Annotated in this window: 9 protein-coding genes; 7 read left to right on the forward strand and 2 right to left on the reverse strand. The window is 51.6% G+C overall.

The annotated features are described in order from the left end of the window. The first annotated feature begins 154 nt into the window (after positions 1 to 154). From HAV38_RS09865 to HAV38_RS09875, 3 genes are all read left to right on the forward strand, one after another. Positions 155 to 937 (forward strand): SDR family NAD(P)-dependent oxidoreductase, encoded by a 783-nt coding sequence (locus HAV38_RS09865; protein ID WP_168054915.1) that lies wholly within the window; start codon positions 155 to 157, stop codon positions 935 to 937. Positions 938 to 961: 24 nt separating this feature from the next. Further along, positions 962 to 1,864, forward strand: coding sequence for an SMP-30/gluconolactonase/LRE family protein (locus HAV38_RS09870; protein ID WP_168054916.1), 903 nt, complete (start codon positions 962 to 964; stop codon positions 1,862 to 1,864). A gap of 649 nt (positions 1,865 to 2,513) precedes the next feature. Continuing rightward, positions 2,514 to 3,836, forward strand: coding sequence for a serine hydrolase domain-containing protein (locus HAV38_RS09875; protein WP_168054918.1), 1,323 nt, complete (start codon positions 2,514 to 2,516; stop codon positions 3,834 to 3,836). 154 nt (positions 3,837 to 3,990) lie between these two features. Here the strand turns inward: HAV38_RS09875 and HAV38_RS21635 are convergent, their stop codons facing one another. Both HAV38_RS21635 and HAV38_RS09885 read right to left on the reverse strand, forming a co-directional pair. Further along, positions 3,991 to 4,263, reverse strand: a complete 273-nt coding sequence (locus tag HAV38_RS21635; protein WP_184013389.1) for a hypothetical protein — start codon at positions 4,261 to 4,263, stop codon at positions 3,991 to 3,993. Between the two features lie 52 nt (positions 4,264 to 4,315). Continuing rightward, positions 4,316 to 6,487 (reverse strand): FUSC family membrane protein, encoded by a 2,172-nt coding sequence (locus HAV38_RS09885; RefSeq protein ID WP_168054920.1) that lies wholly within the window; start codon positions 6,485 to 6,487, stop codon positions 4,316 to 4,318. A gap of 336 nt (positions 6,488 to 6,823) precedes the next feature. Between HAV38_RS09885 and kdpF the strand changes: the two genes are divergently transcribed. The 4 genes from kdpF to kdpC are packed head-to-tail and all read left to right on the forward strand — an operon-like array spanning position 6,824 to position 11,519. Next, on the forward strand, positions 6,824 to 6,913 hold the full coding sequence (gene kdpF, locus HAV38_RS09890; protein ID WP_168054922.1) for a K(+)-transporting ATPase subunit F: 90 nt from the start codon (positions 6,824 to 6,826) through the stop codon (positions 6,911 to 6,913). Further along, complete coding sequence (gene kdpA, locus HAV38_RS09895) at positions 6,913 to 8,733, forward strand: potassium-transporting ATPase subunit KdpA (protein WP_168054924.1); 1,821 nt, start codon at positions 6,913 to 6,915, stop codon at positions 8,731 to 8,733. The genes kdpF and kdpA overlap by 1 nt, the downstream gene beginning before the upstream one ends. Positions 8,734 to 8,784: 51 nt before the next feature. Next, positions 8,785 to 10,875 (forward strand): potassium-transporting ATPase subunit KdpB, encoded by a 2,091-nt coding sequence (gene kdpB, locus HAV38_RS09900; protein WP_168054926.1) that lies wholly within the window; start codon positions 8,785 to 8,787, stop codon positions 10,873 to 10,875. Between the two features lie 59 nt (positions 10,876 to 10,934). Then, the gene (gene kdpC / locus HAV38_RS09905; protein WP_184013396.1) at positions 10,935 to 11,519 is read left to right on the forward strand and encodes a potassium-transporting ATPase subunit KdpC; all 585 of its coding nucleotides are present in this window, start codon (positions 10,935 to 10,937) and stop codon (positions 11,517 to 11,519) included. Positions 11,520 to 11,992 lie beyond the last annotated feature (473 nt).

The raw sequence follows: 11,992 nt of genomic DNA on the forward strand, positions 1-11,992 counted from the left end.
AATGATACCAAATTCAGTATTGATTGGGCGGAATAATTCATTAGAAAGATATCGCATATCTCTCTACAATAGGGCAATAATGGATTGCCTATTCCATGCGCTGACCCCATGGGGCGCTAGCCCACGCGATGTATTTTTCTCAGGAGACAACAATATGACAAGCCCAAACCCATCCTACGCCAGTTACCCTAGCCTGATAGACCGCACGGTTTTAATTAGTGGGGGTACCACCGGTATTGGTGCCGACATGGTCGCGCAATTTGTCGCACAAGGTGCCAAGGTCAGCTTCCTTGGGCGCAATCGCGAGGCCGCAGATGCGTTGATCGCATCGGTGGTCGGTGAGGGGACGCGCCATACGCCGCTCTTTTTGCAATGTGACGTGTGCGATATCCCCGCACTTCAAGCTGCGATCAACACAGCGCGCATGCATTTCGGGCCGATTTCGGCATTGGTCAATAATGCTGCGAACGATCAGCGCCAAAGCATTGAAGAAACCACCGTCGCCAGTTGGGATAACGGCATGGCCGTTAATTTGCGCCATCAGTTTTTTGCCGTCCAGGCTGTGATCGAAGATATGCAAACGCTCGGCGGCGGATCGATTATCAATCTTGGATCGATCAGCTGGAAAAACAAAACCGGCGGCATGCCTGCCTACACCACATCAAAAGCAGCGATTCAAGGCTTAACCCGCACGTTAGCGCGGGATTTAGGGCCGCATAATATCCGCGTCAACACATTGGTGCCGGGCTGGGTCATGACAGAAAAGCAGATAAAACTGTGGCTCGACGATGCTGGTGAGCGCGAGATCGACCAAATGCAATGCCTCAAGGCGCGCCTTGATTCGGCGGATATCTCGCGGATGGCATTATTTCTTGCTGCCGACGACAGCAAAATGTGCACGGCCCAAGACTTTATTGTAGACGCTGGCTGGTCTTGATCGCGTAGCGTAAAGGGAGCCAGCATGACGACGGTAAAATTATTAGTTGATGGAAAACATTTGCTAGGCGAGGGCGTGTTGTGGTGCGAGCGCTCCGGCAGACTGTTATGGACCGACATACTGGCGTCCCGACTATGGTGCCATACGCCCTCAAACGGCGAGACGCAAAGCTGGGCAATGCCCGAAATGCTGGCTACCTTTGCGCTCACTTTGGATGATGACCGATTGCTGCTTGGCCTGGCATCTCAGCTAGCATGGTTTCATTTTTCCACTGGCGAAGTTACGCCAATTGTCGCGGTAGAAGCCCGGCTGGCAACAACCCGCATTAACGACGGACGTTGCGACCGGCAGGGTCGTTTTGTGTTCGGCACCAAATCCGATGCCGTTGATCGCACCCCCAATTGCAGTTTCTACCGGCTGAACGCCGATTTAACTCTGGAGCGCCTACCGCTCTCACCCGTCGTTATTAGCAACAGTATTTGTTTTAGCCCGGATGGCGCAACGATGTATTACTGCGACACGATCAGCAACACTATTCGCTGCTGTGACTACGAGGCATTGGATACCGCGCAGCCTGTGGTCGCTTTCGCCAATGACCGCCTGTTTGCAGACTTGCACGACCAGCCGGGTTCACCCGACGGCTCGACCATCGATAGCGAAGGCGGTTTATGGAACGCCCAATGGGGCGGCTATCGCGTCGTGCGTTTTACACCCGACGGCCGCATGGACCGCATCATCGCGCTGCCGGTATCCCAACCAAGTTGCGTGGCGTTTGGCAACGCTGACTTGTCGACGCTATTTGTTACCACCGCGCGTGAAGACTTGTCGGAACAAGCGTTAGCAAGCGAACCCCAGGCTGGTGGCGTTTTTAGCATACGGTTGGATGATGTGCATGGCTTGCCGGAAGGGCGGTTTCGGGGTAAGTAGTACCGTAATAAACGCGCGACGAGCGCAACAAAATACCGCGTCCGGTAATGCTGCATGACGAATGAGTTTTGATCGCAAGCCCGGTATTTGATGTACGCGCCGGATGTCGACTTCACGGTTGCTGGGATTGCGCCTTTCGTAACGATCTACCACCGTTCTGAAAATTTGCTCAGCAATGAGATGGCCTGCGATCAGATTCATCCGCGCAAACTCCCCAAGTAATCACACAGACCTTCGCCGGTTGCCAATGCAATAGCGTCTATCCTGATCCTTCCTGCGATTGCCCTGAGGGTATCGTGTGCGACATATCAAAAAAAATATCGACTTTCATTGGTTTTTCAATGTATATATATCATCATGTCGTCGCTATACTAGACCCGCGGTGCGCATAATCGATTTCATAAAATTTAATAAAAGTCGCTTATTTCCCGCAAAACACAAGTGGCGCTACGTTGGGACACTCTTATCAGATACCCACCAGCACAACTCTGGCATGTCTTGCTCAGACCACGTTGGTTGGTTTCCATTGGTGTGGCTTCATTCGTCAGCAAAGGGCATCTGAATACGCGGGTTTCTGGTATATGCAGACCTCGCTCACTTCTGTATGTCGGTTTGATGTAGATATTTTTAAAATAACAAGGAAACAGGGATGAGACAACTTTCTATCAAAAATGCAATTCAATTTGTATTCGTGCTTTTATTTGCTGCAAACACGGTCACGGTGCAAGCGCAAGGCCTCCCCGTGGTCGTGCCCGAAACAGTAGGGCTATCGTCCGCAAAGCTACAGAAGCTTAAGCTAACCCTCCAGCATGAGGTGGACCAAGGAAAATTTCCCGGTGTAGTGGTAATGATCGCGCGTAACGGAAAATTAGCGTATTCAGAAGCCATCGGCTACCAAGATAAAGCGGCTGGAACACCTCTTAAAAAAGACGCTATATTCCGTATTTATTCGATGACCAAACCTTTAGCATCGGTTGGGGCAATGATGCTGGTCGAGGATGGAAAAATCCAACTCACCGATCCCATCTCAAAATTTCTTCCTGAGTTTACGAAGATGGGCGTCAGCGTTGCACAAACTGATGCCGCCGGCGTCACAACATACACGATTGTTCCAGCCAACCGGGCTATCACGGTGCAAGATTTGCTCCGTCACACATCAGGCATCGCGTATGCAGAACTTACCCGCAATCCAATCATCAAAGCGGCTTACATCGACGCGGGAGTCTACGAAGAAAAAGGCACGGACTACGATCATAGAAAAGTCACCCCACAACAGGAAGTAACCGGCATCGCAAAAGCACCCCTTTCCACACAGCCAGGAAGCACGTGGGAATACAGCATGTCCGTGGATATTTTAGGGCGGGTGGTGGAAGCCGCCAGCGGCAAAATGTTGGATGTCTATTTAAAGGAAAGATTATTCTCACCTCTTAAGATGGTCGATACCGGCTTTCAGGTACCGCAAAAAGACATCGGCCGTATGGCCCAGCCACTCTCAATCGATCCAGCCACCGGTGCCCCCAATAAACTCCTTGATCTCACAATTGTTCCTTCCAACGCTTCCGGTGGAGCAGGTGGAGTATCTACCGCAAGCGATTATCTTCGTTTCGCGGTAATGATGCTGCAGGGCGGCGAGTTAAATGGTCAACGCATTTTAAGCCCCACAACCGTCAGCCTGATGTCATCAGATCATCTGGGCAGCAAGGTAGTATCGTCACCCGGTCCCGGCGAATTGCTGATGGGAGTTCCCGGTTATACCTTCGGATTGGGGTTTATGGTACGTCAAGGCGCGGGTATGGCGGGCGTTCCAGGATCGGAAGGCGAATATATGTGGGCTGGAGCCGCCGGTACTTTCTTCTGGATAGATCCCAAACAAAATCTGGCAGTGGTTACGATGATGCAGTCACCCGGCCCTAGTCGTCCGGGCTATCGCCGTCTGATTAAGCAGTTGGTGTACGCCGCAATCAACAAATAAACGCGTATAGATAAGCCCAGATCGCCCTTTCATTTTAATGATATTGAAGGGGTACCAAGCCATGTCACCAATGATTTCAAAGGCTTGGGATATGTTTGGGTTCTTTCGCGCTAGCAAGGATAAATCGGACTTTTAGCAGGTGCTTGGTACACCTTCAAACTGGACGGACTTGCCCTGCTAAAGCATAAAAGTGGTCTGCAAAAGACATCTCATCGACGCCTTCCATCATGCACTGCTGCTTACGGATCATGTGCATGCGTTCGATGCCAGGCAGGGCGTTTTTTGTGGACCGAAATAATTTAAAGTTGAGCGTCGGTTTGGTCACGCGCTTGACGGCACGATGATCCTGCAGATGCGGTGAATCAGCCCTATCATATCCGCCCAAGTCACCATCTGGCGCCGGTGCGTCCTTGACGCCAGCATTCACTTAATATTCGTTCATCCAAACCAATCGGGCGTTTGCTGATTAATTTTTGGAATCAGCCTCTGCCCAATATCCGGCCAATATCTGCACTCCGTAAAGAGATTTTGTCGGCGTCCTGATACAGCAATTCCACGCGTCGCTGAAGCGGCCACCAACCTTTCCATAACGTAGTTTCGGCGGTAATGTTGACCGCCTCGGCGACTGTCTCATCAGCACGCGACGCAGGCATACTTTTTGGCGTCAGGACTTGTTCTGCGATGCTTAATGACAGGCAAACATGCGAGGTCGCTAATTCCAGCAGCGCGTTCACTTCTGGCCGTGGTAAATCATCCTGATTGCGTTTGAGTAGCAAACGCATGGCGGCGATATGTGCCATGACCAGATAGTTTTGTACGATAAATTGATTCAATTCTTCAACTGCACGATGTTTGCTGGCGGGCTCATCCAGCATTCTGACCAGCGTCGACACCAGATCGGCAATACTATCGAGAAAACGTTTGCGCGAGACTCGATAAATAAAATCGTCCTTGGTTTTTGCCTGCAACATATTGTTGGCCGCAGTAAGATAGCCCTTGTTGCTGGTGAGCACGCGGCGCACCAGTTGGGGCAGTGTCCGATACTCCCAACTTGGAAGCACAAAGCTAAACGCGGTGGCGATGACGGCGCCAATAATGGTATCAAACAAACGTTCTCCGATGACGTGACCACTGCTAGGAATCACCAGGTTGATTTGCAGCAGTATCTGCATACTGGCGGCAATCGCGGTATAGCGATATTTGACGTAGATGAACGCGGGTGCGGCGACGGTGGCGATAAACATAAAGCCAAGAAGCGCTACCGGCTCATGCACAAAATGCAGTATCAGCGCGGTCGCTACGCAGCCAATCAGGGTGCCCAGCAGACGGTCGCTGCGGCGCTGTTTGGTCTGGCTAAAACTGGGCTTCAGAATGATCGCTATGGTGAGCACGATCCAATAGCCATGAGACGTATAGGGCAAATGCTCTGCAACTAGCAGACCAACCGTAATCGCCATTGCCACCCGCAATGCAAAACGAAATACCGGTGACTGCCAGCGTAAATTAGCGATCAGTACGCCTAACTGATACTTTTGCTGGGTGAGAAACGGTGTCATGTCTGCGCCCAGCATATCGGGCAACTCGCCCTGCGTGCCTTGCGTGGCGCGATGCAGTTCACCGATCATGTCAATGGTGTCGCATATCTTGTTATAGGTAACACGGATCAGGTCCATGGCTACTTCCGGTATTTTACCGGCCAGACTGTCCTGCTGGAGTTGCTGTAGCTCGACTTCCACTGCACGGAATTCGGCCTTGTAGCTGATGGTGGGGAAGGACGCGCGTTTACGTGTAACGGCGTAAGCGATGGTTTCAATGTCCTTGGCAGCCTTGTTGATCAGGTCGCGGAAGTAGGTAAGGATTTCGGCATCGGCAAAGTTGTTGCGCACCTCTATATAATCTGTGTGCGTCGATAATATATGTTCATAGAGATCGAACATGCCGAAATGTACTTGCACCAAAATCGCATTTTGCTGGCTTTTTTTACCGCGCAAAATCAGGTCGCGTGATGCCTGTTGTTTGTCGGCCAGTACAATTTGCTGACGCACTAGCCGATTGAATTGATTGTCCAACTCTACGTGCATATCGTAAAAGTCGGCCTTGATGTCCAGATAGCGTGCCAGCTCGAATAACGCCTCCGCCAGAATCTGTTGTTTAATACGCTGCCGCAAAAACCACGATACAACCATTGAGTAGCCGAGATACACCATACCGCCGCCGAAGAACACGCCGGTATGCAGAAACGCGCCACCGATAGAAACCGTGTTTCCCATCGACAACGTCATGGCGAACAGCGCCGCAAACTGCAGTGGCATCGCCTTTTTACCGTACACCACCATCATGCTGGCCAAAAATGTGACCAACACCAGCATGATACTCAGCAGCCATTGTAACGGGGCGCACAGGCTGATAACCAACGTCACTATCGTGCAGAGCAAAACGCTCGAAAGCATCTCGTTGAATTTGTGCCGCAAGGTGCTGGGCAAGTCCATCAGACTAGTCGACAGCGCCCCGATACACACCGTCATTGCGGTTGGCAAATCGGTGAAAGGCAACACTAGCAAGGTCAAGCCGACTACGCCGGTAGCAATCCGCAGGCCGGTATAAAAATAATGACTGAAAATAAATGTCCGCAAATCCAGGGCGTAATGCATAAATAGTCTCGTAGCGATGGCGGCAACGCAAGAAGTGTACCGCAGACGTCGCTTTACTCCAACGTTCCTGCTTAGGGCAGCATATTTAGGTCATGGCCCAGGTAATTCGATCGTGCGATAGGATTTTTATCCGCATTTTTACACTTTGTTTACACCCTCCGCCAGAGTCTTTATACCGTTTTTAGAACGTTCCCGATAGCCTGTCATCATCGAAACAATGTGTATGAGGGCAATAATGAATTTGCTAATGGACGGACTATTCATCGCCGCGATCATGGTATTTTTTGGCGTGACATGGGCGCTGGCGGTGGGATGTAAAAAGCTGGAGGATCGAAAATGAACCCGTTCTACGTTCTTGGGGCGGTCGTTACGATTGCGCTGTTGGTGTATTTGATTTTGGCGTTGTTGAACGCGGAGGACTTTTGATGACTTCCCAATCAGTGTTGCTACTCGTAGCGTTTTTGGTCGTCCTGCTGGCACTCAGTTATCCGTTGGCTAAATTGATCGTCCGGATCGCGGGCGATGCCCCAATGCCCGGTTTTGGCTGGTTAGTCCGTTTTGAGCAGGGCCTATATCGCCTGGCGGGCATGCAGCCTGGCGACGAGATGACGTGGAAGAGCTATGCGCTCGCGCTATTGGTTTTCAATACGATCGGCGCTCTCGCCACGTATGCGTTGCAACGCGTGCAAGCGTGGCTGCCACTAAATCCGCAACACTTCGCTAACGTCTCTGCTGATTCTTCGTTTAATACGGCAGTGAGCTTCGTTAGCAATACTAATTGGCAAGCGTATAGCGGCGAGAGCACCATGAGCTATCTGACGCAGATGCTGGTGCTGGCGGCGCAAAATTTCTTTTCTGCAGCGACCGGGATTGCGGTGGCATTTGCATTGATTCGCGGGTTTTCACGTCACTCATCGCAATCGCTAGGTAACTTCTGGCGCGATATAACGCGTTCCACGTTGTATTTGTTGTTGCCATTGTCGCTGGTGTTTGCAGTATTTTTGATGGGCCAGGGAGTGATTCAAAACTTTGATGCGTATAAAGACGTGTCACTGGTACAAGCCGTCACTTATCAGCAGCCAAAAGCGGGCGCGGACGGCCAACCGATGAAGGATAGTAGCGGTAACCCGGTAATGGAGACGTTGACCACACCAACCCAAACGTTGGCGATGGGTCCGGTCGCGTCGCAAGAGGCGATCAAAATGATCGGCACCAACGGCGGCGGTTTCTTCAATGCTAATTCCGCACATCCCTATGAAAATCCGACGCCTTTGTCGAACTTCATGCAAATGCTATCAATTTTTCTCATTCCCGCCGCTTTGTGTTTTGTTTTTGGCCGCATGGTGGGAGATATTCGTCAAGGTTGGGCAATCCTGGCGGCGATGACCGTCATCTTTGTGATCATGACCGTCGTGGTCTTGATCGCCGAACAGCAATCTCACCCCGGCCTCTATGCGTTAGGGATTGATCAAGCCCATAGCCTATTGCAATCTGGCGGCAATATGGAAGGCAAAGAGACCCGGTTCGGCATCAGCGCCTCCGCCTTGTTTGCTGCCATCACGACCGCTGCGTCATGCGGTGCTGTTAACGCGATGCATGACTCCTTTACCGCATTAGGGGGAATGGTTCCACTGGCCTTAATGCAGATGGGCGAGGTCGTCTTTGGCGGTGTGGGTTCCGGACTGTACGGCATGCTGGTGTTTGCGATTATGGCGGTCTTTATTGCCGGTCTGATGATCGGTCGCACGCCAGAATATCTCGGTAAAAAAATCCAGTCATTCGAAATGAAGATGACATCGATTGCGATTCTTGCGGTGCCTTTGCTGGTCCTTGGCGGCACAGCTATCGCGGTGATGGGGAGCGCGGGTACGGCGGGCATTCTTAATCCCGGCGCGCACGGCTTCACGGAAATTTTGTACGCCTTTAGCTCTGCCGCCAATAATAACGGCAGTGCGTTTGGCGGCTTGTCAGCCAATACGCCGTTCTACAACATCGCACTGGCGATCGCTATGTGGTTTGGACGATTTGTCATCATTATCGCGATTCTGGCCATTGCCGGTTCACTCGCTGCAAAGAAAAGACTGGAACCGAATGCGGGGACGATGCCCACGCATGGTCCGTTATTTGTTGTGTTGCTGATTGGGATCGTGGTGCTGGTGGGTGTATTAAATTATGTACCGTCATTGGCGTTAGGTCCGATTGTTGAGCATCTGCAAATGGTGGGTCCGGGAGTGCTGGCGCATTAGTGTGCAGGACGTAGTCCGCACAGTGGTCACCCATCAATATTAAGGAACATCATGTCTTCCAATAATGCTCGCAGTAAATTAACGTTGTTTGATTCCAAGCTATTTGGTCCTGCAATTGTCGCATCGTTCCAGAAACTCACGCCACGCACGCAGTTGCGTAATCCGGTGATGTTCGTCGTCTACGTTGGCAGTATTCTCACCACGTTATTGTTTTTTCAAGCCTTGTTTGGCAAAGGCGAGGCGAATCCTGGATTCATTCTTTCTATTTCGGTCTGGCTCTGGTTTACCGTCCTGTTTGCCAACTTTGCTGAGGCGTTGGCAGAGGGGCGCAGCAAGGCGCAAGCCGAATCATTAAGAGCTTTAAAACAGACTGTTTCGGCAAAAAAATTGCTTAACGCTACGGCAAAAAATGGCCTCGATAGTAAATGGTCGCCAGTTTCTGCGAGTGAATTGCGTAAAGGTGATGTCGTGTTAATCGTGGCCGGGGATGTCGTTCCGGTGGACGGTGAAGTAATCGAAGGCGTAGCATCGGTGGACGAGAGCGCCATCACGGGCGAATCGGCACCGGTGATTCGCGAATCCGGCGGCGATTTCTCGGCCGTCACCGGCGGTACGCGCGTACTGTCCGATTGGTTGGTCGTGCGTGTTTCAGTTAATCCCGGCGAGGCATTTCTGGACCGTATGATCGCTATGGTCGAGGGTGCTAAACGTCAAAAAACACCGAACGAAATCGCCTTGACGATTCTGCTGGTGGCGTTGACCATCGTATTTTTATTAGTCACGGTGACGTTATTGCCGTTCTCGTTGTTTAGTGTCGCTGCCGCCAAATTCGGTACGCCAATCACTATTACGGTATTGATCGCTTTGCTCGTGTGTCTGATACCAACTACCATCGGCGGCTTGCTTTCTGCTATCGGTGTCGCTGGGATGAGCCGCATGATGCAGGCAAACGTGATCGCCACATCCGGTCGCGCCGTTGAAGCCGCGGGCGATGTTGACGTGTTGTTGCTGGACAAAACCGGCACCATCACCCTCGGCAATCGTCAGGCTTCCACTTTCATCCCCGCGCCAGGAATCTCCGAGCAGCAACTGGCCGATGTCGCTCAGTTAGCATCGCTGGCAGATGAGACTCCGGAAGGTCGCAGCATCGTGGTGTTGGCCAAGCAGCGCTTTAATATCCGGGAACGCAACATGGGCGCGCTTCATGCAATATTTGTACCGTTCACCGCGCAAACCAGAATGAGCGGCGTCGATATTGGTGATCGTCTGATCCGCAAAGGATCGTCGGAAGCGTTGAAAAAATACGTCGGATCGCTAGGCCAACCTTTTCCGGCTGAAGTCGCCCGCAGTGTCGATGACGTCGCTCGTCGTGGAAGTACGCCGTTAGTGGTGGTGGACAACGGTGTTGTAATGGGTATAGTCGAACTCAAGGATATCGTAAAAGGCGGTATCAAAGAGCGCTTTGCCGAGTTGCGCCAGATGGGCATTAAAACCGTCATGATCACCGGGGACAATCGGCTCACGGCTGCAGCGATTGCTGCAGAAGCTGGCGTGGATGACTTTTTGGCGGAGGCGACACCGGAAGATAAGCTCAAACTCATCCGGTCTTATCAGTCCGAAGGCCGCATGGTAGCGATGACCGGCGACGGAACCAATGACGCCCCGGCGTTAGCGCAGGCTGACGTCGCGGTAGCGATGAACAGCGGCACGCAGGCGGCCAAAGAGGCCGGTAACATGGTCGATCTGGATTCCAATCCAACCAAGTTATTGGAGATCGTAGAGATCGGCAAACAGATGTTAATGACGCGCGGTGCGTTGTCCACGTTTTCGATTGCGAATGATATTGCTAAATATTTCGCCATCATTCCAGCCGCGTTCGTGACCACGTATCCGCAACTTGCAGCGCTCAACATCATGCATCTGGCAAGCCCCTCATCCGCGATTATGTCAGCGGTCATCTTTAATGCATTGATCATCGTAGCCTTGATTCCGCTGGCCCTAAAAGGCGTCAAGTATCGCGCTGTCGGTGCCGCGGCGTTATTGCGCCGTAACCTGTTGATTTACGGTTTAGGCGGGATCATTGCGCCGTTCATCGGTATCAAGTTGATCGATATGTTGTTGGCTGCACTCAATCTGGTTTAGGAGAATAATTAATGAAAACCTCACCCGCCGTTACCTCTGGTGTCCCCGGTATGCAAGATATGTCGGTCAAGTCGAGTCCCATCCTGCGTCCTGCATTGGTTTTATTCACCGTGCTGACGCTCATCTGCGGCATCATCTATCCGCTTGTAGTAACAGGCATAGGCAAAGTCGCTTTTGCAGACAAAGCCGCCGGTAGTTTAATCATTCAAAACAGTAAGGTCGTAGGCTCAAGTCTAATAGGCCAAGAGTTCTCCGCCCCGCAATATTTCTGGGGCCGCCTGTCCGCCACCAGCCCTATGCCCTATAACGCCACCTCATCCGGTGGTTCTAATTTCGGCCCCAGCAACCCAGCTCTGATCGACGCAGTAAAAGGCCGCATCGCAGCCTTAAAAGCAGCAGATCCCACCAACGAACTACCAATCCCGGTAGATCTGGTAACAGCCTCAGGCAGCGGCATGGACCCAGAAATCAGCCTGGCCGCAGCGTATTACCAAGCCGCCAGAGTAGCCAGGCAACGTAACTTGGGCGTTGATGCAGTCCGCGCCATAATCGAAGCAAAGCAAGAGACCCGCAGCATGGGATTTTTAGGCGAACCAAGAATCAACGTACTGGAACTTAATCTGGCATTAGACCAAAAACATTGATTAACGCATAAATTTGGTCGATATTGCGCCTGCAATAAGAAGTCATCGAATTGTAGTTGCCGTTGCCGTTGAAGTGGCAGTTGACCTATCCCGTCATAGGCGATGCCGGTTATTTTGGTTGTCAGTCGGGAATTTTCGTAATACATGTTTGAGATTGTATGGTTCATTGCAAGCCATTTGCCTACTTCATGTTCGGCGATGCGGTGAATGTCGATAGCTAAAATGGTTATTACTCCGTGGATGCTGATCGGGGGTGGCCCGATAGCCAGTTACTTTTTTTGTCTCGCCAAAAATAAGTAACCAAAAAAAAGGCGACCGCAGAGACGCTGCCCTACGGGTCCCCAAGCGTTTTAGTCATCAGTCGGGTGGAAAAACCAACTCGCTTCGCTCAAACATGTTTTCCCACAATTCCCGTCTGATGACTAAAACACTTGGCAGCGCCAATGACGGGGTAGGTCAAGGGCCGCTTCAAC

Origin of the sequence: Glaciimonas immobilis (genome assembly GCF_011947285.1) — a bacterium.
GTDB classification, from domain to species: domain Bacteria; phylum Pseudomonadota; class Gammaproteobacteria; order Burkholderiales; family Burkholderiaceae_D; genus Glaciimonas; species Glaciimonas immobilis.